This is a genomic window from Chitinophaga niabensis (assembly GCF_900129465.1).
Classification (GTDB): domain Bacteria; phylum Bacteroidota; class Bacteroidia; order Chitinophagales; family Chitinophagaceae; genus Chitinophaga; species Chitinophaga niabensis.
The window spans coordinates 342,368-367,783 of record NZ_FSRA01000002.1 but is presented as its reverse complement, the minus strand read 5'-3'; the positions used below and the strand labels follow the sequence as shown (position 1 = coordinate 367,783).

Annotated in this window: 20 protein-coding genes; 12 read left to right on the top strand and 8 right to left on the bottom strand. The window is 46.0% G+C overall.

The features are described from left to right. The first annotated feature begins 18 nt into the window (after positions 1-18). Both BUR42_RS29880 and BUR42_RS18325 read left to right on the top strand, forming a co-directional pair. A complete protein-coding gene (locus BUR42_RS29880; protein ID WP_074240884.1) occupies positions 19-564 on the top strand; it encodes a hypothetical protein in 546 nt (181 codons plus the stop codon). Positions 565-624: 60 nt separating this feature from the next. After that, positions 625-1,863 carry an anthranilate synthase component I family protein gene (locus BUR42_RS18325; RefSeq protein ID WP_074240883.1) on the top strand — a complete coding sequence of 413 codons (1,239 nt, stop codon included), beginning with the start codon at positions 625-627 and terminating at the stop codon, positions 1,861-1,863. Here BUR42_RS18325 and BUR42_RS18320 read toward each other — a convergent pair. Continuing rightward, positions 1,852-2,778: a TIGR01777 family oxidoreductase gene (locus BUR42_RS18320; RefSeq protein WP_234979712.1), complete on the bottom strand. Its 927-nt coding sequence runs from the start codon at positions 2,776-2,778 to the stop codon at positions 1,852-1,854. The two genes, BUR42_RS18325 and BUR42_RS18320, sit on opposite strands and share 12 nt — an antisense overlap. Before the next feature lie 188 nt (positions 2,779-2,966). Between BUR42_RS18320 and BUR42_RS18315 the strand changes: the two genes are divergently transcribed. From BUR42_RS18315 to BUR42_RS18295, 5 genes are all read left to right on the top strand, one after another. Continuing rightward, positions 2,967-4,481, top strand: coding sequence for a hypothetical protein (locus BUR42_RS18315; protein WP_074240882.1), 1,515 nt, complete (start codon positions 2,967-2,969; stop codon positions 4,479-4,481). 15 nt (positions 4,482-4,496) lie between these two features. Further along, a complete protein-coding gene (locus tag BUR42_RS18310; RefSeq protein ID WP_143197511.1) occupies positions 4,497-5,477 on the top strand; it encodes a hypothetical protein in 981 nt (326 codons plus the stop codon). A gap of 205 nt (positions 5,478-5,682) precedes the next feature. Beyond that, positions 5,683-6,327, top strand: coding sequence for a phosphoribosylformylglycinamidine synthase I (gene purQ / locus BUR42_RS18305; RefSeq protein ID WP_449506081.1), 645 nt, complete (start codon positions 5,683-5,685; stop codon positions 6,325-6,327). A gap of 29 nt (positions 6,328-6,356) precedes the next feature. Beyond that, positions 6,357-6,812, top strand: a complete 456-nt coding sequence (locus tag BUR42_RS18300; protein ID WP_074240879.1) for a protein-disulfide reductase DsbD domain-containing protein — start codon at positions 6,357-6,359, stop codon at positions 6,810-6,812. A gap of 109 nt (positions 6,813-6,921) precedes the next feature. After that, entirely contained in the window at positions 6,922-8,928 is a 2,007-nt protein-coding gene (locus BUR42_RS18295) for a protein-disulfide reductase DsbD family protein (RefSeq protein WP_074240878.1), read from the top strand. A gap of 58 nt (positions 8,929-8,986) precedes the next feature. On the opposite strand, the gene BUR42_RS18290 is transcribed toward BUR42_RS18295, so the two are convergent. After that, positions 8,987-9,904 carry a hypothetical protein gene (locus tag BUR42_RS18290; RefSeq protein ID WP_074240877.1) on the bottom strand — a complete coding sequence of 306 codons (918 nt, stop codon included), beginning with the start codon at positions 9,902-9,904 and terminating at the stop codon, positions 8,987-8,989. Positions 9,905-10,050: 146 nt separating this feature from the next. Between BUR42_RS18290 and BUR42_RS18285 the strand changes: the two genes are divergently transcribed. From BUR42_RS18285 to BUR42_RS18265, 5 genes are all read left to right on the top strand, one after another. After that, complete coding sequence (locus tag BUR42_RS18285; protein ID WP_074240876.1) at positions 10,051-10,734, top strand: response regulator transcription factor; 684 nt, start codon at positions 10,051-10,053, stop codon at positions 10,732-10,734. Continuing rightward, positions 10,731-12,056, top strand: a complete 1,326-nt coding sequence (locus BUR42_RS18280) for a sensor histidine kinase (RefSeq protein WP_074240875.1) — start codon at positions 10,731-10,733, stop codon at positions 12,054-12,056. Before BUR42_RS18285 ends, BUR42_RS18280 begins: the two co-directional genes overlap by 4 nt. Positions 12,057-12,118: 62 nt before the next feature. Continuing rightward, complete coding sequence (locus BUR42_RS18275) at positions 12,119-13,486, top strand: TolC family protein (protein ID WP_143197510.1); 1,368 nt, start codon at positions 12,119-12,121, stop codon at positions 13,484-13,486. A 10-nt stretch (positions 13,487-13,496) separates the two neighbouring features. Continuing rightward, positions 13,497-16,742: an efflux RND transporter permease subunit gene (locus BUR42_RS18270; RefSeq protein ID WP_074240873.1), complete on the top strand. Its 3,246-nt coding sequence runs from the start codon at positions 13,497-13,499 to the stop codon at positions 16,740-16,742. After that, positions 16,723-17,820, top strand: coding sequence for an efflux RND transporter periplasmic adaptor subunit (locus BUR42_RS18265; RefSeq protein WP_074240872.1), 1,098 nt, complete (start codon positions 16,723-16,725; stop codon positions 17,818-17,820). Before BUR42_RS18270 ends, BUR42_RS18265 begins: the two co-directional genes overlap by 20 nt. A gap of 132 nt (positions 17,821-17,952) precedes the next feature. Here the strand turns inward: BUR42_RS18265 and BUR42_RS18260 are convergent, their stop codons facing one another. The 6 genes from BUR42_RS18260 to BUR42_RS18235 form a co-directional block, all read right to left on the bottom strand. Continuing rightward, complete coding sequence (locus tag BUR42_RS18260; protein ID WP_074240871.1) at positions 17,953-18,705, bottom strand: LytR/AlgR family response regulator transcription factor; 753 nt, start codon at positions 18,703-18,705, stop codon at positions 17,953-17,955. Continuing rightward, positions 18,702-19,706 carry a sensor histidine kinase gene (locus BUR42_RS18255; protein WP_074240870.1) on the bottom strand — a complete coding sequence of 335 codons (1,005 nt, stop codon included), beginning with the start codon at positions 19,704-19,706 and terminating at the stop codon, positions 18,702-18,704. The genes BUR42_RS18260 and BUR42_RS18255 overlap by 4 nt, the downstream gene beginning before the upstream one ends. 178 nt (positions 19,707-19,884) lie before the next feature. Continuing rightward, positions 19,885-21,597: a hypothetical protein gene (locus BUR42_RS18250; protein ID WP_074240869.1), complete on the bottom strand. Its 1,713-nt coding sequence runs from the start codon at positions 21,595-21,597 to the stop codon at positions 19,885-19,887. Beyond that, positions 21,594-22,871 carry an MFS transporter gene (locus BUR42_RS18245; RefSeq protein WP_074240868.1) on the bottom strand — a complete coding sequence of 426 codons (1,278 nt, stop codon included), beginning with the start codon at positions 22,869-22,871 and terminating at the stop codon, positions 21,594-21,596. The genes BUR42_RS18250 and BUR42_RS18245 overlap by 4 nt, the downstream gene beginning before the upstream one ends. Then, positions 22,864-23,919: a glycoside hydrolase family 130 protein gene (locus tag BUR42_RS18240; RefSeq protein WP_074240867.1), complete on the bottom strand. Its 1,056-nt coding sequence runs from the start codon at positions 23,917-23,919 to the stop codon at positions 22,864-22,866. Before BUR42_RS18240 ends, BUR42_RS18245 begins: the two co-directional genes overlap by 8 nt. An 11-nt stretch (positions 23,920-23,930) precedes the next feature. Next, a complete protein-coding gene (locus BUR42_RS18235; protein WP_074240866.1) occupies positions 23,931-25,412 on the bottom strand; it encodes a RagB/SusD family nutrient uptake outer membrane protein in 1,482 nt (493 codons plus the stop codon). Positions 25,413-25,416 lie beyond the last annotated feature (4 nt).

Below are 25,416 nucleotides of genomic sequence, written 5' to 3'. Positions count from 1 at the left end.
TAATTGCAACGTACCATTATGAAATCAAAATCTGATAAAGAAAAAGAGACTAAAAAGACTGCTTCTTCACAGACTGGCAAAGCCCCTGAAAAGAAGGCCAGTGCTAAGCCTAAGAAAGAAGTAGACGAAGATGATGAGGACGAGGAGGAAACTCCCCGTAAGTCTGCTGCTTCTCAAAAATCAGATAAGCTTGCGGCAAAATCCAAGAAGAAAGACGAAGAGGATGATGATGACGATGAGGAAGATGATGACGACGATATGCCAAAGAAATCCGGCGCTAAGAAACCGGCTAAGGCTGGCGCCAAAAAGAAGAAGGATGATGACGACGAAGATGATGACGATGATAGCGATGATGAGGGAGACGATGATGATGCGTGGGAAAAAGGTGAAGATGAGGACTATGATCCTGACTTCGAAGAATTTGATATACCTAAAGCGAAGAGCAAACGTGGCCGCCCAAGTTCCAAGAAAGGAGATGACGATGATCTGGATATAGACGATGAGTTCAAGGACATGGATATGTTCAACGACCGGTTCGATGATGATGACGATGATGATTACTAATTCGTAAAAGTGCTATCATACAGTTTTCCTGTTAAAAATATAAGCGCATTTAAACAGCAAATGTTGAGCTGGGGCAACCGGTTCAACATTTGTTGTTTTTTAGACAATAATGATTACCGCTTAAGGGGGCAACGCGCAGAAGCATTGCTGGCAGCCGATGCTGTAGAGCAGCTGCAATGTAATGCCGGCACTGCATTTGAACAGTTGCGCGCATTTCATGCTGCCCGTCCTGGTTGGTTATTCGGCCACCTGGGTTATGATCTCAAGAACGAAACTGAAAAACTCTCTTCCATTCATCCGGATGGTATACAATTTCCTGATCTCTTCTTTTTCAGACCCCGTTATCTCCTGCTTTTAGAACAACAACAGGTATTGATCAGCGGGGAAGACCTCAAGGAAACAGCTGCCCGTAAGATCTATGAGTCCTGCCTGGCTGAACCGGAAACCCCTCCGGCAGCAGTTACCCGGGCATCTTTCAACCTGGAAGCCAGGATGGATGAAACATATTACCTGGCTGCCGTACGTTCCCTGCAGGAACACATCCGCAAAGGAGATTGTTATGAAGTGAATTTCTGCCGGGAGCAGTATGCATATACTACTATAGACCCGCTGCTATTATTCCACCGGCTCAATGCTTTATCCCCGGCCCCTTTTGCTGCCTACTACCGTACAGGAGATAAATACCTGGTTTGCTCCAGCCCTGAAAGGTTCCTGCGGAAAGAAGGCAGTACGCTCATTTCCCAGCCCATCAAAGGAACCATTACCCGCGCCACAGATCCTGCTGCGGATGAGTTGCTGCGGCAGGAATTACTGCATAATCCAAAAGAAAGGGCAGAGAATGTAATGATCGTAGACCTTGTACGTAACGATCTTTCCAAAACTGCGGTACAGGGAACAGTGCATGTGGATGAGCTTTTCGGGATCTATGCTTTTCCGCAGGTGCATCATATGATCTCAACGGTGATGGCTACACTCGACGAACGTTTCCATTTTACAGATGCCATCCGCGAAGCTTTTCCCATGGGGTCCATGACCGGCGCACCTAAGGTAAGGGTGATGGAACTGATAGAGCAATATGAAAGAACCAAACGCGGCCTGTTTTCCGGCGCTGTTGGTTACATCACGCCGGAAGGGAACTTTGATCTCAATGTAGTGATCAGGAGTATGCTGTACAATGCAGAACATCGTTACCTGTCTTTCCAGACAGGCTCTGCTATTACTTTTAATAGTACGCCGGAAAAAGAATGGGAGGAATGTCTTTTAAAAGCAAAAGCCCTGAAAACCGCATTAGGCCTTTGAGGCCCCGATCAATTGCTTCACTGCTTCTTTTACTACGGGATAGGAGAACTGGAACCCCGTCTGCTGGATCTTGGCAGAAGATACCTTTACACTTTTCAATACTTCAACGCTCATTTCCCCCAGGGCGAGCTTCAGCGCAAAGGCAGGTACATGAACTGTTATGAAGCTATTTCCCTTTGCGGCATGTGCCAGGGAAGTTACCAGTTCCTGGTTGGTTACAGGATGCGGCGCTACCGCATTATAAACACCATTCAGCCTGTCGTTCACGATGGCATTGAAGTACAATCTTACCAGGTCCTGTAAATGGATCCAGGAAACAAACTGGTCTCCACTCCCCATTACAGTAGCAAAACCCAGTTTCAGCGGTTTGTGGAATTCTTTGAGTGCGCCGCCTTTAAGGCTCAGCACAATACCTGTCCTGAAAATGATCACTTTTTTGCCCAGGGTTTCTATCTGCCGTACACTATCCTCCCAGGCCTTGCAGGTAGTACCCAGGAAGTCAGTTGCCGGAGGATCGTTCTCTGTAAAGGCATGATCTGTATAAGGCCCGTAATAACCTGTGGCAGAGGCGCTGATCACTTTTCTTACTTTATTGGGATGCTGGCGGAGCTGATCAAATAACAGCTGGCTGCTTTGTACACGGCTGTCTACTATTTCCTGTTTGCGGGCAGACGTCCAGCGGGCATCTGCTACACCGGCTCCTGCAAGATGAATGATATGATCGGCTTCCTGTAAGGCTGTGGTATCCAGTGTTTTGTGCCCGAGGTCCCATGAGGCGTACCTTAGCTGAGGATGGTCTGACGACATCTTTTTGCGGGAAAGAACGATCACTTTGTATCCTTTCTCCAGTAACAGGGAGGTAAGGGCCCGGCCAATAAGCCCGGTGCCACCGGTAATTAAAACCGTATCCATCATGGTAGTGCCAGCTTTTTGATAATATACGCCCTAAATTTACGCAATAAATCGCGCTCATGGGAAATATACACCTTACACCCTTTCACCCCTTTGCAATAAGATAATTTTCGTGTAGGTTTGAAAGCAGAAGCATGCATAAAATAGCCAAGTGTTACGTTTATCCTGTATCAAACCATAAATAGTTATCCATGCGCATTCGATCTATCGTACAAATTTTTGCCCTCCTGCTGTGTGGAACAGTCGCAACCGCCCAAAAGGTCACTTATTCAGAACCGGAACGGGATGATTATAAATCCACGGAGTTTGAAATAATAGGCAAGATTTCGGGTAATATCCTTGTATATAAGGCCGATCGCGGGGATTATCACATTTCCGTGTATGATAATGGCATGCAGCTGAAGGACAGGGTGAAGCTGGACTTTTTGCCTAAGAAGCTGATCAGCGTGGACTTTGTGAACTATGGGGATAAGGCTTATATGCTCTACCAGTTCCAGCGTAAGGATGCGGTATACAGTTTCTGCGGGATCGTGAACAGCATGGGTGTTTTTGAATCTGCGCCCGTGATGGTGGATTCCACCCGTATCGGCAATTTCTCCAAAGACAATAAAGTATATTCAGTAGAAGTATCCGAAGATAAAAGCCGCATCCTGGTATACAAGATCAACCAGGATAAGGAGGACAACCATGTTTTCTATACTTTCCTCTACGATAGCGCATTTAACCTGGTCAATAACAGCCGCGTTTCCCTGCCCATGGAAACCAAACGCCACTTCCTGAGCAATTTCCACCTGAATAACGACGGAGACCTTATTTTCACCAAACTGGAAAGGACCTCTAACCGGGATTATATTACCAGCGGAAAGATAGTGATCAAAAGAGCTGTGGTGGACGATTTTGAGTACCAGGACTTTGAATCGAAAGGATTGCTGCTGGATGAAGTGAAGGTAAAACTGGATAACCAGGACAAACAGGCCCTTGTTACTGCTTTTTATTATAAACAGAAGAGAGGGAATGTGGAAGGTTTATACCTTTTCCGCCTGGATTATGGCCAACGGCAACGGTTATTCGAAAAGCTGGTGGCATTCAGTCCCGAACTTAAACAAAGCGCCCGTGGGGAATCTTCCACTTCTGCGGCTTTCAACGATTATTTCATCCGCAAGGTGATCAATACCAAGAACGGCGGCTTTTTGCTGACGGCAGAAGCTTATTATACCACTTCCCGCACCCAGCCCTGGAACCGCTGGAACTATATGTATGGCGGTTATGGCGGATACAGTCCCTATTATTATTCACCTTACTCTCCTTATTATTATAACCCCTATGGCTGGAACGATGCCCAGGGAACCCGTTACCACTATGATAACGTGGCCATCCTTTCATTTGACGACAAAGGGGAGCTGACATACAGCAATTTTGTGCATAAAAGCCAGTTCGACGATGGTGCCGATCTTTACCTGAGCTATATGTTAGTAAATGTGGGCAGTGAGCTGCATTTCCTGTTCAATGAACTGGACCGCCGGCAGTATGTACTGTCTGAAAACACCATTGGGCCTGATGGCAAAGTGAACCGTATGCCTACACTGCGCAACCTGGATAAGGGTTTTACCTGGATGCCCCGTTATGGCAAACAGATCAGCGGGCGTACCGTACTGATCCCCTGCATTTACAGGAATTATATTTGCTTTGCTAAAATTGACTTTTAATTACACCTTTGCACCGTGATACGTTTTTTTAGATCAGGCAATCCGCTGACGGTTTTGCTGCTGTTCATCTACACGTTGCTCGTTAAATTCTACTATCTTTTACACCCGTCTCTCTATCAGGCAGATGGTTCCGAAGGTTTGCTGTATAATGCTTTAACCGGCTGGCTGGAAGGGATAGTGGGCAAGAGCCCGTTCTTTTTCACCTCACTGGTGCTGCTCCTGCAGTTCCTGCAGGCTTTGTTGCTTACCCGTACCATCAATAATCACCGCCTTTTTGCCAAAGATACTTACCTGCCCGCTATGAGCTTTTTGCTCTTCACTTCCTTACTGGAGGGCTGGAATGTGTTTTCTCCTGCGCTGATCGTAAATACCATCATGCTGTGGATCTTTGCCAGCATTTCTGATCTGTACATGCGATCTTCCGCAAGGGATGTGGCTTTTAATATTGGGTTTGCCCTGGGGATCTGTGGGCTTTTCTACTTCCCCGCCATCCTTTTTGTGCTGCTGTTATTCCTGAGCCTGCTCATCATGCGGTCTTTCCGCCTGGCAGAATGGATAATAGGGTTACTGGGGCTGTTCTGCCCTTTTTACCTGCTGGGAACTTACCTGTTCCTGACGGATAAGTGGGATCTGATCTATGAAATGCCCCGGATAGGCTTCCATTTACCGATGATCACGGATTATAAGGTCTGGGGCGCACTGATTGCGAATGTGTTGTTCTTTGCAGTAGGCTGGCTGCTTTTGCAGCGGACCTTCAAGAAGATGCTGATCCAGGGGCGCAAGATTTGGGCAACGGTGGTTGTTTACGTGCTGGTGGCCATGTTCGTGCCCTTTTTCAGCGAGCATTTTTCACCTAATTACTGGGTATTGGTGGTATTGCCAATTTCCATGTTTGTAGGGAATGTTTTCTGGTCCATTACTAATAACGGTATTGCAAGCGCTATACACATACTCGTTTTAGCATATGTTATTGTAATGCAATACTTTTCACATTAGCCCTTGTGTTAGTAGAATCATAAATTCTATGAGCGGTTATTGTAAATTCCCGAAGGCTAAGTAATTTTGCTTTTTCCGGGATAAATTAATGTACATTTTTATATGAAACGGAGCGAAAGCGAAGTTCCATCTGACCGATAAAAACAAATATTAACTGATGAAATTTGGTGTTGTTACATTTCCAGGCTCAAACTGCGATCAGGACATGATTGATGCATTGCGTTACGACCTTAACCAGGATGTTATTGCGCTTTGGCATAAAGACAAGGATCTTAGCATGTTTGGTACGGAAGATTGCGTGCTGCTGCCAGGTGGCTTTTCTTATGGTGATTACCTGCGTTGCGGGGCTATTGCCAAATTCAGCCCTATGATGCAGAGCGTAATTGAGTTTGCCAAAAAGGGCGGCCGTGTAATAGGTGTTTGCAACGGATTCCAGATCCTTTGCGAGGCAGGTTTGTTACCAGGCGCCCTGCTGAAGAACCAGAACCAACAGTTCATCTGCAAGAATGTTTTCATGAAAAGCGAAAACACCCAGGCATCTATTACTAAAGATGTAACGGGCAGGCCGCTGATGATCCCTATCGCACATGGCGAAGGCAGGTATTATGCTGATGATGCCACCCTGGACGAACTGTTTAAACACAACCAGGTGCTTTTCCGCTATTGCGATGAGTTTGGCAATATTATTGAACAAGCTAACCCGAATGGTGCTATTCGCAACATTGCCGGGATCTGTAATAAAGAGAGAAATGTTTTTGGAATGATGCCTCACCCTGAAAGGGCTTCCAGCGAAATACTGGGTAACCGCGATGGGCAGCTGATTTTCCAGAGCCTTATCAATAACAATTAGATCAACCACCAACCAGAAAAAAAAGAACTATGAAGAAATTACTCGTTGCATTGTGCTTATTTGCACTGCCCGTGCTGGCTTTAGCACAGGAAGAAAACCCGGTTAAATGGGCGTTCTCCTCTAAGAAGGTAAATGCCACTACATATGAAGTGATTGCCACTGCCACTATTGAAAAAGGCTGGCACGTATATGCACAGGAAGCTGGCGAAGGCCCGATCCCTACCACTTTTAAATTTGCCAAAAACCCGCTGGTGGTACCCACCGGTAAAGTAAAAGAAGTGGGTAAACTGCATAAAGCATTCGATAAGAACTTTGATTCAGAACTGAAGTATTATGAAAACACCGTTTCCTTTGTACAAACAGTTACTGTAAAAGGGAAAGCGGCTACAAAGCTGAAAGGCTCTGTAGAGTTTATGGTCTGCGACGATCACCAATGCCTGCCACCTACAGAAGTAGAATTCGCTTTTAATGTAGGAGGAAAGTAAATTGACCACTCCAATACATCATTATATTCAGGTATAGCAGGAACGAGTTCTTTACAGGAACTCGTTTTTGCATTTACATTCTTTACAATCTGTTAAGTCTATCATATATATGAAGTACTTTTTATTATTCCTTACCAGCCTCCAGCTCATGCTCTTGCCTGCTCTGCGTGCGCAGGATGCAGATGCCACAGCGAAGCATGTGAAGTGGACGTTTACATCCGAGAAGATAGGGGAAGGGGCGTATACCTTAAAATTCAAAGCAAACATTGCCGAAGGCTGGAAGTTGTTTTCCCCCAGTATGGGAGATGACGATCCTAATACCCGTGTTATACTGGATAGCATTAGTGATGTAAGGGCTGCGATCACAGGTTTAGGTTATGAAGGCAAAGAGCTGAAAGCGCCGGAACCTTTGCTGGATAACCAGGAAATCAAATTCTTTGAGAAAGAAACAGTAGTTACCCTGCAGGTTAAATTCAAAGGCCCGGTGAACGATCTTAAAGGAACGATCAATTACTTCATCCTGAAAGGAGAAGAGATCAACCCGGAAGAAACTGAATTCCGCTTTAAAGCAGATGCTGCCGGAAACCTTTCCGGAGAAGCAGGCGGGCTGGTAGCTTCGGCTGACCAGGCCAATAAATTGAAACGGGATAACATTGATCTGCAGAATCCTGTAAATAAAGTAGGCGGTATCGGTAACGAAGGGGAAACAAACCCCTGGTTCATCTTCCTGCTTGGATTCCTGGGAGGATTGCTGGCACTGGTAACACCTTGCGTGTTCCCTATGATCCCGCTGACAGTATCGTTCTTTACAAAGAGCGCGCAGGATAAAAAGAAAGGCATTTTCAATGCCACCATGTATGGCTTCTTTATCTTCCTGATCTATATCTTATTCAGCGTGCCTTTCCACATAGCGGGACTGGCAGAGCCTGAGATCTTCAATAATATTTCTACCAACGTTTGGCTGAACGTATTTTTCTTTGCGGTATTTGTAGTGTTTGCGATATCCTTCTTCGGATATTTTGAGATCACATTGCCCAGCGGATTAGCCAGCAAGGCAGATTCCAAAGCAAATAAAGGAACACTGGTAGGGATCTTCTTCATGGCATTAACGCTGGTTGTGGTATCGTTCTCCTGTACAGGACCTATCCTGGGTTCTTTGCTGGCAGGTTCTTTGGGTTCTGACGGCGGTGCATGGTTGCTTACTGCCGGTATGGCCGGTTTTGGCGTATCACTGGCATTACCTTTTGCACTGTTTGCGATGTTCCCGAACTGGTTAAGCTCTCTGCCAAAATCAGGCGGATGGCTTACTTCCGTAAAAGTGGTATTAGGTTTTATTGAAGTAGCGCTGGCGATTAAATTCCTTTCCAATGCAGACCTCGTGATGCACTGGGGTATCCTGCACCGCGAAACTTTCTTCCTGATCTGGATCATTATCGGATTGCTGACCACGCTCTACCTGTTAGGTTTGATCCGTTTCCCGCATGATAGCCCTGTGAAAAAGCTGGGGGCCACCAGGATCTTCTTTGCCGTTATTTTTGGCGCCTTTACTATATACCTGCTTCCGGGTGTTACCAATACTAAATATGCCAACGTAAGGCTGATGAGCGGATTCGCGCCACCGATGTCTTATAGCTGGTATGGTAACAGTGCGCATGAAAAAGGTGCGGTAGAACCCAATGTGATCAATGACTACGATAAAGCGCTGGAACTGGCCAAAGCACAGAACAAACCTATCCTCATAGACTTTACCGGATGGGCTTGCGTGAATTGCCGGAACATGGAAGAGAATGTATGGACAGATCCTGAAGTGCATGCGCTGATCAAGGATAACTACATCCTCGTTTCATTGTATGTGGATGATAAGCAGAAGCTGCCGGAAGATGAGCAGTTCATGCACACCTTCCCTGATGGCCGTAAAAAACCGATCAAAACTATCGGGAATAAGTATGCCACCATGCAGACCCTGAACTTCAACAATAACTCACAACCTTTGTATGTATTGATCAGCCCTGAAGAAAAGTTGCTGACGTACCCTGTGGCTTACACGCCCAACATCCAGGAGTATGCCAACTGGCTCAGATCAGGCCTGGATGCATTTAAAAAGGTAAAGAAATAAAAATGGAAAAGCCGTCCCGGAATGTGGGACGGCTTTTTTCTTCGGTGCATCCGTTTAACTAAAATAACGATTGGCCGCAGCCCTGGTAAGTTTTGCCATCGAACCGGATGGTTACGGTCATGGGATGTTTTATATCTGCATCATCCGTGCACCGCTTGTTCTCAAATTTTGCGGTGAGGGTGTGATCTTTAATAGTGGTGATGAATTCTGTTGCCTCATTATCTCCTTTCTGCGCATCACTATATGGGAATTCATATTTATCCTGGTCGTAGTTCATATGCAGGATGATCTTTTTATTAGGGATCACTGCAATGCTCCATCCGGGTTCATTACCAGTGCCCCAGTGAGAGGCACCATCTTTACGTACAATATTTGCTCCTTTGCTCAGGTCTTTTCTATCTGCTTTTACTGCTGTCAATACCTTTTCCACCAGTTTGCTTACTTCAGCCGGTTGTAAACGGTAGTCACTTGGCGGAGCAGGGGACTGATAACTGGTGAATACTGCTTTTTCAAGACCGGGCAGATCTGCTGCTGCACGTGTTTCTGACTGTAGCACGGAATCATTACCATAGTAAAAGCTATTCTCTGTTACATTGTTCTCACTTTCCACGATCTCCCGGAGCAATACAGGTTTGCCGGACAGGGAATCCAGGTAGATCCAGGTCTGCGGAGCTTTGATCCGCTGATCTCCTTCCGGATAAAGAAGTACACGTAATGGCCGTCCGCTGTTATTGAAGGTAGCCACTATGCCATTTGAGTTCTCTCCGTTCAAAAAATCATGGAGCGCCAGCAGGTAATAATCGGAACCGGATTTTTCATCAATGTCTCCTACATAAGTACTGATATCCGTAGGTGTACTGCTTACGGCCGTAACATTAGCCTGCACACTGTCTGCCTCCGCCTTTTTTTCTGAGGAGGGACCGGCACAGGCAGCCAACATCATTGTTAAAAGAAAGAATAAAGAATATGGTTTCATATTTATAGGTTTACGGGTGAGGTATAAGCAAATCCTGTGCTAGAATAATTTGAACCAAGGCAAGTTGTTGTTTTTCAATGAAATATGTATTTATAACCCCTTTCACTTCAAGATTACTTCAAATTTGTGTGTAATTTGCAGAAGATATGAAAGTCTTGCTGATAGAGGATAACGAAGAACTGGCCAGCAGTATTTCTGAATTTCTGGGGAGAGAGGGGTATATCTGCGAAGTGAGCTATAATATCACGGATGCCCAGGATAAGCTGATCTCATTTCAATATGATTGTGTGCTGCTGGATATCATGTTGCCGGACGGGAATGGATTACAGCTCCTGTCTTTTATAAGAGCGGAGCGCATACAAAGCAGCATCCTGATACTGTCTGCCAAAAACTCGCTGGACGATAAGATCGCCGGACTGGAAGAGGGTGCGGATGATTATCTCACTAAACCTTTCCATCTTCCGGAACTGCATGCCCGCCTGCGCGCCATTTACCGCCGCAAAAAGCTGAACGGGAGCAATATTATTGCCTTTAATGAAATAAGTTTGAATATAGATACACTGGAAGCTACGGTGAACGGGCAATTACTGGATATGACGCGGAAGGAGTTTGACCTGCTCCTGTATTTTGTGGTGAACAAGAACAGGGTACTTTCCCGCCAATCCATTGCCGCACATCTCTGGGGGGATTATACAGACAATTTTGCGAACTTTGATTTTGTATACCAGCACGTAAAAAATATCAGGAAAAAGATCAGCGCAGCAAATGGTACGGATTATATTGGAACAGTGTACGGGCTGGGATACAAGTTTAATACATCAAAGCAATGAAGCTCGTTGATAAATTCACCTTATGGTTCCTGGGTATTACCATGGTGATCATACCTATCAATAGTGTGATCACTTATTATAGTATCAAACGGGAGATTGATAAATCAGCTATTGAGCGCCTGAAACATGTGAATGTGCGGGTGGCAGAACAGATAGGGAAAGGGCAGCCGCCCGGAGAATATACCGCAGGCTGCAGGGTGTTGTATGCTAAAACGGATACAGCTTTTGCTGCCGATCACTATGTAATTACAGAAAGGGATGTAACCCACGATCCTCAGCTGAATGATAATGACCGCAAGATCATTGTTACTTCTTATCATAATATCAATAATCAATATTACAGGATCACTTCCGGCGATTATGTATCGCGCTCGGAACAGATCCTGGCGGGATTGAGGATCTCCATCATGTGGAAGCTGATCATCCTGGTGGCATTGGTGGTGTTAACGGCCCGGGTAGCTTCGCGGGTAGTGCTGGCTCCTTTTTACGGCACCATTAAAAAATTGCAGCTATTCAACCTGAAATCCAAGAAACGGCTGGTGTTGCCGGAAACGCGCACCAAGGAGTTCAAGGAACTGAACCTCTTTGTAAAGAAGATGACGGATAAAGCGGTGGATGATTATAGCTCCCTCAAAGAATTTTCCGAAAATGCGTCCCATGAGCTGCAGACGCCCTTGGCCATTATCCGGAGTAAGCTGGAACTGTTATCAGAATCTGATATCCAGGGAGATCAGGCTGTACTTATCGCGGATATGAACAATGCGGTAGAGAAGCTCACGCGCATTAACCGTTCGCTGGTTTTGTTATCCCGCCTGGAGAACAATGAATATGAAGCTACGGAAGAGGTGCCTTTTGACCAATACACCAGGGAGGCCCTGGGTGCTTTCTGCGACCTGATAGCCCTGAAAGAACTGACCGTAAAGTCCAGCATAGAAGAATCTGTTTGCCTGAAGCTGCATGCCTCACTGGCAGACATCCTGCTCAATAACCTGCTCAGCAATGCTATCCGCCACAATATGCCCGGCGGTACCATAGAAGTGATCCTGAACCGGGAATTCCTGATGGTAAAAAATACCGGAAAAGCGCCAGAACATCCTACCTCGGAAATGTTCCAGCGATTTAAGAAAGGAAGCCAGTGTAACAACTCTATCGGAATTGGTCTGTCTATTGTAAAACAGATATGTGACATGAATTCCTTTGAAATCCAGTACCACTATACATCCGGGCTCCATATCCTTATCGTGAACTTCCCCCCGGAATCCCATTCTTCAAAATTGCTTCAAAATGATGAGCGCTATTTGCATGAGAGAATTCAGCTTTAAAGCTGCCATGCATAATCGCACATTCATTAGAGATGACTATACGCTACAAGGTTCATCTGCTGATGTCAGCCATATTTTGTTGCGCTACCTGGAATGCGCAAGCCCAGGTACTTACAATGAAAGATGCTGTACAAACGGCTTTGAACAATTACGGGACCATTAAAGCCAAGGCCAATTACTTAAACGCTTCCAAGGCTACCGTTCAACAATCCAGGAGGGATTACCTCCCCAATCTTAATTTTTCGGCTCAACAGGATTACGGAACCGTCAATGGGCAGAATGGCCCCCTGTACGGTTTTGGCGGTCTTGGTGTGGCTTCTTCCGGTTTACCCTTACCTTCTCAGAACTGGAATGCTGCCTTCGGGGCTTTGTACCTGGCCAATATCAACTGGGAATTCTTTGCATTCGGCAGGGCGAAAGAAAAGATTAAAACGGCTGCATCTGTGGCCGCGCGCGATGAGCGTGACTGGCAGCAGGAACAGTTCCGGCATGAAGTGAGAGTGGCAGGGGCCTATCTGAACTTACTGGCGGCGCAGCGTTTAACAAATTCCTGGGAGCGCAACCTCGAAAGAGCGGACACTTTCCGTGCTGTGGTAACACGCCGCGTGCAGAATGGGTTGATTGCCGGGGTGGATTCCTCCCTCGCCAATGCTGAAGTTTCCAATGCCAGGATAGCCCTTACAAAAGCAAAGGACCTGGAACAGGAGCAGGGAAATGTGCTGGCCCAATTACTGGGTGTAGCACCTGCGGAGTTTGTGCTGGACAGTTTGTTCATTACACGGTTACCTTCTGCCATCACAGATACTGCCGCATTAAACCCTGATGCGCATCCGCTTTTACAATATTATAAAAGCAGGGTACTGCTGAGTGAGGAACAGGAGAAATATATCAAAACATTTAACTACCCTGCCTTTAGTGTTTTCAGTGTATTGCAAACAAGGGCTTCCGGTTTCCATAATGATTATGCGCAGGACCAGAATTCTTATACACATAATTACTGGGAAGGGATCAAACCAACCAGGAGCAATTACCTGCTGGGTGTGGGAGTTACCTGGAACCTGACGAGCCCTCTCAGGGTACGTCATCAGTCTGCGGCACAGGATTTTACTTCCAAAGCATTACAGAACGAAATGGAAGTAGTGGACCAGCAATTGAAAGCGCAGGTGGTACTGGCAGATACTAAAATGAAGAATGCGCTGGACAATTACAGGGAAGCCGCCGTACAGATCAAATCTGCAGCAGATGCTTATTTACAGAAAACAGTGATGTACCGTAACGGATTGAGCACGCTGGTAGATGTAACACAGGCACTGTATGCATTGAACCGTGCGGAAACAGACCGGGATATTGCTTATAGCAATGTGTGGCAGGCGTTGTTGCTGAAATCTGCGGCAGTAGGCAACTTCGGGTTATTTATCAATGAATTCTAATAGCTAGATAATGGGACTGATTAAAAGCGCACTGAACAAACCGATCACGATCCTGGTATTGGTGGCAGGACTATTCTTCTTTGGTATCAAGGCGGTGCGGCAGATTAAGGTAGATATCTTTCCGAAACTGGAATTACCGGTATTATATATTGCGCATCCGTTTGGTGGATATACGCCTAACCAGATGGAAGCTTTCTTTGCCAAGAACTATGTGAACATCCTGCTCTTTGTGAATGGTTTGAAATCCATTGAAACAAAGAACGTACAAGGCCTTACCCTGATGAAACTGAGTTTTTATGAGGGAACCAATATGGCGCAGGCAGCAGCAGAGGTATCTGCCTTCAGTAACAGGGCACAGGCTATTTTCCCTCCGGGATCACAGCCGCCGTTCATTATCCGTTTTGATGCATCCACTTTGCCGGTGGGAGAGCTGGTATTGAGCAGTGATAAAAGAACGAATAATGAATTGATGGACCTGGCGAATGTATATGTAAGGGCATCCTTTACTTCCATTCCTGGTCTTGTAGCCCCGCCTCCCTTTGGTGGTAATATCCGTACCGTGGTGATCAAAGCAGACCCTGAAATGCTGCGTTCCCACAATCTTACGCCGGACCAATTAGTGGAAGCGCTCCGTTTGAATAACCAAACAGCACCTTCCGGTAACGTACGTATCGGCGACAAGAACTATCTTACTCCTACTAATACCAATATCACCAATATCAAAGATTTTGAGAACATCCCGCTATTCAAAGGTGGTGTGCAAAACCTTTATCTCCGGGATGTAGCTACTGTGGAGGATGGGGCCGATATCGCTGCCGGTTATGCACTGGTAAATGGTAAACGTTCTGTATACCTGAATGTGGCTAAATCTGCGGATGCTTCTACATGGGAAGTGGTACAGAACCTGAAGAAATCTATCCCGCGTTTACAGGCCGCATTGCCGGAAGATGTAACGCTTACATATGAATTCGATCAGTCCACTTACGTAATGAATGCCGTGAAGAGCCTGATAAGTGAAGGTGTAATTGGTGCGGTATTAACCGGTTTGATGGTGGTGTTGTTCCTGGGTGACCTGAGAGGGGCACTGATCGTGATCCTCACCATTCCGGTATCTATCATTTCCGGGGTATTGTTCCTGAGCCTCTTCGGGCAAACGATCAATATCATGACGCTGAGCGGACTCGCATTGGCCATTGGTATCCTGGTAGATGAAAGTACGGTGACGATTGAGAATATACACCAGCACCTTGATATGGGGAAACCCAAGGCGCTGGCTATCTGGGATGCCTGTAAGGAGATAGCGTTCCCGAAACTGCTGATCCTTTTCTGTATCCTCGCCGTGTTTGCACCGGCATTTACAATGACGGGTATTCCCGGATCATTGTTCCTGCCGCTGGCATTGGCAATCGGTTTCTCCATGATCACTTCTTATTTCCTTTCCCAAACCTTTGTGCCCGTAATGGCCAACTGGATCATGAAGGGTCATAAGAAACATGCGCATATTCCCAGTGCGGCAAGTGAAGGTGATACCTGGGACCAGAAGAAAGAACTGGTAGAACGTGCAGATAGCAACAGAGATGGAAAGATCAGCCGGTTTGAAAAGTTCAGGGCACGTTTTATGCGTTTCATCAATCGCATGATACCTTACCGCAAACCCATTGTAATAGGTTATCTGATAGTGATCAGCGCGATTGCCGTATTACTGCTGATGAATATCGGGCGGGATGTGTTACCGAAAACAAACGGCGGCCAGTTCCAGGTGAGGATCCGTTCTGAACAGGGTACAAGGATGGAGCGTACGGAACAGAGAACATTAGTGGCGCTGAAAAGTATGGAAGAAGTGATCGGGAAAGAGAATATTTCCATCACCTCTGCTTATGTAGGGCAACACCCTTCCCTGTTTTCTGTGAGCCCTATTTATTTGTTCATGCCCGGCCCGCAGGAAGCAGTTATACAGGTGAGCCTGAATAAAGAGTATCACGTGGATCTGGATGAATTAAAAGAAAAGTTACGTGCAAAAATAAAAGAAAGAGCGCCTGAACTTTCTCTGTCCTTTGAACCTATTGAACTCACAGATAAGATCCTTAGCCAGGGTTCTCCTACACCTGTAGAGGTGCGGATCTCCGGCAGGAATAAGAAGCTGAATGAAGAGTACGCAGAGAAACTGATGGCGAAGCTGAGAGGAATTTCTTACTTAAGGGATGTTCAATTAACGCAATCCACCAAGTATCCTGCTATCAATATAGACATCGATCGTACCCGTGCAGCACAGCTGGGCGTGGATATGACAGATGTTACCCGTTCGCTCATTGCCTCTACTTCTTCTTCCCGTTTAACGGAGAAAAATGTTTGGGTAGATGAAAAGGCTGGGTTGATGTACAGCGTGCAGGTGCAGATCCCGGAGAATAAAATGACGAGCATTGATGATATCAGTGAAATACCGATCCTTAAAAACTCAGCCCGCCCTGTGTTAGGTGATATCGCCACACTCACACAGACCACTACATACGGAGAGAATGATAACCTGGGTGCTATGCCTATGCTTTCCGTAACAGCGAACCTGAACAATAAAGACTTAGGTACCGCTACCAAAGATGTACAGGCTGCAATTGCCTCGCTGGGAGAATTACCCCGTGGATTAGCAATGGAACCGATCGGGCTTTCCAATACCTTAACAGAAACATTGGACAGCCTGGAATCAGGATTGCTGGTGGCTATTGTGGTGATCTTCCTGATGCTGGCAGCTAACTTCCAGTCCTTCAGCGTTTCCTTTGTAGTTTTGACAACGGTACCGGCGGTAATATTAGGATCTCTTGCATTACTGATGCTCACAGGTTCTACCCTGAACCTTCAGTCTTACATGGGTATCATTATGTCCGTAGGGGTGTCCATTTCCAATGCGGTGCTGCTGATCACCAATGCGGAACATCTGAGGAAGCATAACGGCGATTCGCTGGCCTCTGCAAAAGAAGCTGCTGCACTTCGCTTACGTCCTATCCTGATGACGAGCCTCGCGATGGTGGCAGGTATGATACCAATGGCCATTGGCCATGGAGAAGGTGGGGACCAGGTATCTCCATTGGGCCGTGCGGTGATAGGAGGGCTGGTAGCTTCTACATTTGCCGTACTGATCATTCTGCCACTGGTATTTGCCTGGGTACAGAAAAAAGCATCCATTGCATCCGTTTCCCTTGATCCTGAAAATAAAGAAAGTAAACACTATATACCTTCGTTGTATGATCACAATAACAAATAGAATACTGATAGCAGCCGTAGCGTTGGCTGGCTGCGGTGTTTCGCAAAGCAAAACAGACACCCGCAAGGACGAAGCTGCTTCAGTTCCCGCGGTTGCCACCTTTGCATTGGAGAAAAATATCTTTTCAGCATCCCTCAGAATGCCGGGAGAACTGGTGCCTTTTCAACAGGTGGATCTATACGCCAAGGTGAACAGTTTTGTGAAGAAGTTATATGTGGATGTGGGATCTGCCGTATCTGCGGGGCAGGTATTGGCAACACTGGAAGCACCGGAACTAAGCTCCCAGCTGGCAGGTGCTGAATCAAGACTGCGTTCCCAGGAAGCAGTATACCTTGCAAGCAAAGCTAATTACGATCGTTTATATACCACCAGTCAAACACCGGGTACTGTTTCACAGAACGATCTGGACCTGGCATTTGCCAAACAGAAATCTGATTTTGCACAGCAGGAATCAGCAAAGGCTGCTTATAGGGAAATTGCTGATAACCGCAACTACCTGGAGATCCGCGCACCTTTTGCAGGTGTGATCAGTGGCAGGAATGTGAGTGCAGGTGCTTATGTTGGCCCTTCCGGTAAAGGTTCCGAAATGCCGATGTTCACTTTACAGGAACAAAAGAAATTACGTTTGGTAGTGGCCGTTCCGGAAGCTTATTCCAGTTATCTCAAGGATAAAAGTGAAGTGGGATTTACCGTGAAATCTTTGCCGGGTCAACCATTTAAAGCAAATGTAAACCGTCTTTCAGGTGCGCTGGATAGCCGTTTGCGCTCTCAGCGTGTGGAAATGGACGTGTTGAATAACGATAAGAAATTATTACCGGGTATGGTAGCGGAAGTGAGTATTCCGTTGAATACAACAGACAGTGTATTTGTTGTACCGGTTACAGCAGTAGTAAGTTCTACTGAGAAGATCTTTGTAGTACGGCTGAAGGACCAAAAGGCGGAATGGGTGGAAGTAAGGAAAGGTAGAGAGGCAGAAGGAAAAGTGGAGATATTCGGAGAATTGAACAGCGGGGACATATTGGTAGAAAAGGCGAATGACGAGATCAGGAATGGCTCGGCTTTAACTTCTAAGAAGTAAACAGGGATTATGCTTATGTTAAAGGCCAATGATGAAAGTTGGTAAAAGGAAAGGTTGACGAATCAGAGACAGGGATTAGGGAAAAGGGGAACAGCGCGGTGATAGGCGTTGTTCCCCTTATGTTTTTGGTACTTACTTACCCAGCCATTTCTTAAAGTCGTTCGCCCGTAGCCGGCTGATGATAATATCCTCATACGCGGGTGGTTTCACCATAAGTTTGATCTTGCCATCAAACCAGGCATAAGCCTGATCAATGGCATTGAAACTCACAATGAACTGGCGGTTAACCCGGAAGAACTTCTCCGGGTCCAGCTGGCTTTCCAGTTCGTCCAGGTTATTATCTATGAGGTGATGGGTATCTGAAAAGGTACGGATGTAATGTAAACGCTCCCGGGTATAGGCAATGGCCACCTCATTGATATGGAGGGAAAAAAGCCGGGTGCCCTGGCGGAGGAGGAAACGGTTGCGGTATTCCTTTTGTTGCAGCTGCCGGATAATACCGGCTATCTCAGATTTGGATTGTGTTAAGGTAAAATGCTGCCGGAACTTTTCCAGGGCAAAGGCAAGGTCTTTTCTTTTGAGGGGTTTGAGCAAATAATCAATGCTGTTGTACTTAAACGCCCGCAGCGCGTATTCATCAAAAGCACTCACAAAAATGATGTGACTTTTCACCTCTACTTCCTGGAAAATATCAAAGCTCTTTCCATCTCCTAACTCGATGTCAAGAAAAATGATATCCGGTGCCGGATTGTCTTTCAGATAGTATACTGCTTTTTCTACAGTATCTATAACACCTAACACCCGGATGCTTTCATCTTCGGCAGCCAGCATCTTTAGTAGTTTTTCAGCGGCTAAGGTTTCGTCTTCAATTACAAGTGCTGTCATTCTTCAATGGTTTCATATGTATGGTGAGGAATGAGCGGGATCATTACTTTAAACAGCCCATCCTGTTCCGTTATCCGGGGTGTTCTTTTCACCGGTAATAATCCATACCGTGAACTGATGTTACGTAAACCTGTTTTTTCTGATGGGGGAGGGTTCTTTTTCTTTTGTAAATTATTGCAGACATGCAGCTGATCTTCTTCATCTGTATAAAAGCGGATAGTGAGTGGCTGACGCTGGGAAACGATATTGTGTTTTACGGCATTTTCTACCAGCAGCTGTAATACAAACGGAGGTATGAGGAAATCATCGTAACATTCATCTACCTGCATATCTATGATCAGTGCATCGTTAAAACGGGTATGTAACATGAGCAGGTAAGAAGAAAGGAATTCCCTTTCCTCTCTAAAGGTAGTGAGCGCCTTACCGTTATTTTTTAGCAGGTAGCGGTATACCATGGCCATTTCTTCCACATACCGCTCTGCTTTTTCCGGGTCCTGGGAGATCAGCGAGGAGAGGCTGTTGAGGCTGTTAAAAAGGAAATGTGGCTTGATCTGGTCTCTGAGGAACTTGTACTGAATATGAAGCGTACTCTTCCGGATGTTTTCTGATTCAATGAAAAGCCTTTTCCACTGCCGTACATAATATACACATTCGTAAGCGCCGATCACCAAAGAACTGCATAACATATTTAAGCCGGCTATATAAGCGAATTCATGATGCAGCCCTATCCACCGGGAAAAGAGAAATCCGGAAACAGATACCAGTAGCAGGATCGGCAATCCATATAAAACGATCAGCCGTAATTTCTTTTTAAGATAAATGATGCCGCTTGCTTTCCTCCGGGTGAGCAAAATGATCCAGAGCGCGCTTTCGCTGACCATGATGGCATAAAATGCAGAAGCGGCAATGCTCAGGTAACTGATCGTTGCAACGTGGAACAGGAGGAGTAGAAAGATGAAAAGAAAAACAGGCGCATAACACCTTATTTTTTTTGTCGTCATTGTAAATAGATTTAGTTGCGCATGGCCGCTAACAATTCTTTGGGGCTATTGGGGCACAAGTTAAGCGCAGATTTTGGACGGGGGTATCACATAATTATGTATTTAAACAGAAAAAAACGCCCAAGTTGTCTTGGGCGTTACGTAGAAATACGTAATTATGCGTACTTGTCCGTTGATATTATTGTACGTTGTAGTCTACCACCACATTATCCACCAGCATCTTATCTCCTTCATACACTACTCTTTTACCAGCAGGTACAATCACTATAACAGTAGATTGCTGCGGTGGCAGGATGATATTAAAAGAATCAGAGACCTTACGGGCTATAAAACTTCCGGTGGTGGTATTGTAAAGATCAGAGCGCTTGTCTAGCGGCAATGTGATCTCTTTACTTTCGGGATAAGGATTGTAATAGAGGAAAGTGGGGTATGCTTTATCACGGTAGAAATCTGTTGCAAGCAGGTTCAATTGCAGGATGCCGGGTATTTCCGTTGGGCGGATGATGCTGCCAAAGATACCAACATGCGCACTGCCATATACACTGAATTGGGATACCTCGGGGTTTTTACCCGGTACCCAGTTGGGGCCGTCGCCCTGAGCCACAGGCCCTTTGATGTGTGCATATTTTTCAAAACCGGATGTACGGATCAATCCTTCATATCCTATCACCCCTTTGGTGGCTGCCGCCATTTGCGGAATGGCTTCATGTTCATCCGGCATATGTGCAGGATAAAAGAAACGGGCTGCATTAGCTGCATTCAACATCCATTTACCAATTGCCGTGGCATATGATTGATTGTACCGTACCAAGGGAACGAGTGGCCATGCAAAGTCATAGGTGTTCATCAGGAAGCCGTATCCGCCATGATCAACAGTGCTGCCCACTACGCCTGAAATATCCATGCCATTCCAGTTGCCAATTAATACACCCCATCCTTCCCTGCAAAGCGGTGTGCCATCAAAACTCCATCCCAGCATTTTATTCACGGAAAAATCTTTCCCCTGCTCTGCATTGATCCTTGCAGCAAGGTAGGCGCCAAAGGGCATCAGTACTTCGTAAGTAGGATTCAATGGTTGCGATTGCAATGCATTCAAAGCACTGATAGCGCCGCTGAGATATTTCTCATCGCCGAATTTTTTGTAAGCGGAATATAAAACCCATGCATGACCTGCAGCAGCATCCGGCTGCGGACAGATATGTGTTTTCATGGGGCGCATTTTACCATAATCGAAATAGGAATAATTATAGTCACCATGCAGGAGAGAATCCGCGAGATAGAATTTATCTGCAATGCTCCGGGCAATGCTGTCAAAACCGGGTTCATTGGGATACTTATCGTAAATAGCGTAGAACAATACATTCGGAAATACATCGTACCACCAGTCGCGGCCATAACCGCCACCCAGCAAGGCTACTTCCGGACAGGTATTGTTCATCATGATGTTCCAGCCAATATCTTTGTTGAAGTAGTTTTTCAGCATACCCACATAATTGAGATCACGCTGCCGGGATTTATCAATGCCTACCAGTGATGCGCCCAATATGGCACCCATGCTGGCCAGTGCTTCATGGAACATGCCTTTGTTATGTGATGGGCCTTGCCGTACATCTCCGATAGCCGTATATAAACCTACTACGGTCTGTGGATAGTTTTTGTGGCTACTGTCCAGCCATACCAATGGCCAGTATTCGCCGGTAGCGTTTGGATCATATACCGTACTGTCGAACTGCAGGGCCAGTTGATGATAATCTATTATTTCCAGCGGCTGCGGCAGGTTGGGCATGGAATCCACCCTGGCAAGGTTTTGCTGGGGCATAGCCTTTTTAGGGGACTCTTTGCAGGCTGCCAGCAGCAGCAGGGAAAGGGAATATAAGATCAGATGCTTCATATAGCCTGTTGAATTTTGTTTAAGTCTTTTTCTTCTTCCTGATGCATCAGTTCCACTCTTTCCCGCATGATCACTTTTGCCACATAGATAGAGCCGAGTTGCATAACGGCAATGATGATGATGGCATACCGGAGTGCGATCTCCATGGAAAAAAAGTGTGCCAGCAAAAGAAAGGTAGCTGCACCCAGGAACCGGCCTACATATAAACCGGCTTCATGGTTAAGGATGTAGGCAAATTCGCCCCTGTTCTCTTTCTGTGCAAGAATGTCTATCACGCTGAACTGTATTGGAAAGTAGGCGAGGTCCATTAAGGGTTTGGCAAGTAACAGAAAGAGCATGAAGAGTACAACCCCTATTTCGTTATACAAAATACCATTAAAAAGCGCGGCGATGGTAAATAATATAAGGCCGCCTGCAAATATGCGCAAACGATGCGCCGGGCCGGAAACCCTGCCAATGATATACATTAGTACGGCTGCAATAATGGCTCCGATAGATTGAGCAGTACCTAATGCTCCTTCTTTTCCTAATAGTAACATGATCAGCATGGCAGGCGCTGTTACCAGGAATCCCTGCGCCAGCCCTTTCAGCAGCGCGAGGAACAATAGCTTATACCATAAAGGGTGAAACTTCAGAAAAATATATTTCTTTTGTATAGGGTTGCTGAAAGTACCACGGAAACAAACAATGGATGCCAGTACCGTAATCACAAATACCAGCCCTGTAATGATCAGGTAAGCGCTGTGCGCTCCTCCTTTGCCTCCCCATGTTTCAATAAACCAGCCAATGCCTACGGGGATCACTACGGCAATGATCGTATAGAAGAATGTTTCTAATCCGTAATAGTAATTCCTGTTACCGTCGTGGGTGATGGCCAATGCCAGGTAATCACGATTGGCCCAGTAGAAACCAAAGGACATGCCCATGGTGATCCCTGCAATGCCAATGCCTGTAAGGCTGAGGGTTTTGAGAGACATCATGATCATCATGGATACGCCGCTGAGCAACATGCCGGCAGAGTAAAGTTTCCGGATATTAAAATGTTTCAGTAGGAATCCATTTAACAGAAAGGTTAATGGTATACCGGTATAGATCGTTAACTGGTAGATCACCACTTTGGCGGGATCGTTGGAGCTGCGCATCACGTAAGCTGCAACAAAAATATCTATTACCGGTAGTACAAATGCGTACACAATATTCGTCATTACGAGGATGCGAAAGTTATGCGGCTGACTATTGAAATGGGCTATTTCAGACCTTAATTTCCTAAGCATGATCGTATTTTAGTAATGAGAATATTTCTTTAATGGAAAGCGTTGCACCGCAAACAAATTCATCCGAAGCACCATAATACATGGTAATGGTATCGCCGTTTACAGTGTGCCCGTTGGTGAATACCACGTTGCCAAAGAAGCCGGTCAGCTCATAAGGTGCAGTAGGTACCATAATAGGTTCTTCTGTGCGGGCCAGTACTTTAGAAGGATCGTTCAGGTCCAGCAGGAAAGCCCCGAGGCAATATTGATGCAGCTTATTGGCGCCATGGTATATTTCCAGCCAGCCTTGCGCTGTTTTAATAGGAGCACATCCTGCACCTACGCGTGCATTATCCCAGCTTTCTTCCCGGGTTTTGACAATGCATTTATGATTCCCCCAGTGAATGGCATCCGGGGACTCTGCAATCCAGATATAATTTCCGCCAATATCTACACTGCTGGGGCGGTGCAGGGCATAATATTTCCCATTGATCTTTTCTTCGAAGATGGCACAGTCTTTATTATGCGGAGGAATGATCATACCGTGGGATTCAAATTCCTTCCAGTTGGTGGTGGTACGCATACCAACTCCCACACCACTGTCAGACACAGCAGTGAAGGTGAGATAGTATTTGTTATCTATCTGTGTTACCCGGCAGTCTTCTATTCCAAAGGATTGTAACATTCCTTCTCCATATAGCGAAGTATATCCTTCCGGTTCATAAAAATGTACACCATCATCGCTGCAAAGCAATCGCAGATGAGATAGGGTAGTGAGGTAATCCACACCGTGATAACTGATCACTCTCGCATCTGTAGCTATCAATGCGGGATCATCCTTGGGGATCTCCATGATCTTTGTACCCGTGGGCGTGAGGATGGGGAAGGAGATCACATCCGCCTGCTGTTCCGGCCTTTCTGCTACCCTTACGATCAGCCATGTTTTATTTTCGAACTGAAAAACGCCGGGGTTTAAAAGACAGGTGATCAGTAATCCTTCACTGCTGGCTTTTAAGTCCGCGGGAGACAACAATGGGTTTGCTTCAAATCGCTTTGCTATATCACTCATGTCTGCTGCTTTTAAAATCCTGTGTTCTGTGTGATGCTACCGCCTGATTTATCGATTTCACCCTGCGGAATGGGGTAGAGGTAATTTTTGTCCTGGAAGTTTTTACCCATAGCGGTAAGTACTGCTTTGGCGGTTTCCCATCTTTTCAGATCATAGAAACGTTGTGATTCAAAACCTAATTCCACCCTGCGTTCACTTACCAGCCAGGAAGTAACAAGGGCTTTATCTGTAGCCGCGATATTCCTGGCAGGCAATGTACCTGCAGGAGGCAGGGCACCCGTTACAGAAGGGCTTGTTCTCGCACGTGCACGAATAGAATTGATAATGCCGATGGCGGCAGGATAATTAGCGCTTTCGTTATAAGCTTCTGCTTTCCATAAAAGCACATCTGCCCAACGGATGAAGATCTTATTATTGGGAGCATCGTCGTTTCCTTTATTGCTGTTGTCTGTAGTGCCCAGTAATTTGTAACATGCCTGGTTGGCTACATCTGCAGTGTACAGCAAACGGGGATCGTTAGCTTCAAATGCGCTGATGAAATTAGCAGTAGGTGCTATAAAGCCCCAGCCTTGTAATGCACATAAACCATTCCCGTTCCTGGGGTTCTTTCCCTGCTGGTGGTCATAAGCAAAGATCACTTCATTGTCGGCGAATTCTTTGGCTACGCTGAAAGCATCAAAGTAGTTCGTATTAAGGCCGTAAAAACCAAGGCCTTCCAGTTCTGTAATGATCGCGATCACATCTGCCCACTTTTTACCGTACAATGCCACCTTGGCTTGCATGGCCATCACAGCACCTTTAGATGCCCTCCATTTTTCTGTATTGTCTGAAAATTTGGTATTAGGTAATAAGGGTTTGGCTTCAGCAAGGTCTTTACTAACCTGCTCCATTACAACGGCTTTCTTTTCTCTTTTTGCTACGCTATAGGCTTCTGAGAAGTTCTTCAGTGGTTTCAACAACAGGGGAACATCCCCGAAATTGTTCACGAGTTCAAAATAGTAGAAAGCGCGCAGGAAGTATACCTCTCCCAATAGCCTTTTACGCAGCGTTTCATCAATGCCGATCTTGGTTGTAACAGCAGGATCAGTCAGGTAGCTGATAGCAAGATTGGCGCGGGAGATGCCTTCATAATCATAACTCCACTGGCCATTAAAGCCACCATTCGCCGCAGTAAAGCTATAGTTGGAGTATTGGTCCATCCAGGCCTGGTCCCCATCCGGGTTCCATTTCTTTTGCATATCTCCGGAGGCAATATCCTGCAGTACAAAATCATTGCGGGTAACGGTTCCGCCATCCCACTGCCATTCTCCCAACAGGTTGAGCGTGCTGGAAAGCATCTGGTAAGAAGAGGTAACGGACGAAGTAACAGTTCCCAGTTTGGGATCAGTGTTGATCTGATCAGGCGTTAACAGGCCTATCGGATCTTTATGTAATTGCTTTGTACAGCTGCTTAAAATGGCTGTAATGGCGAGAATATAATAGAATGATTTCATGGCT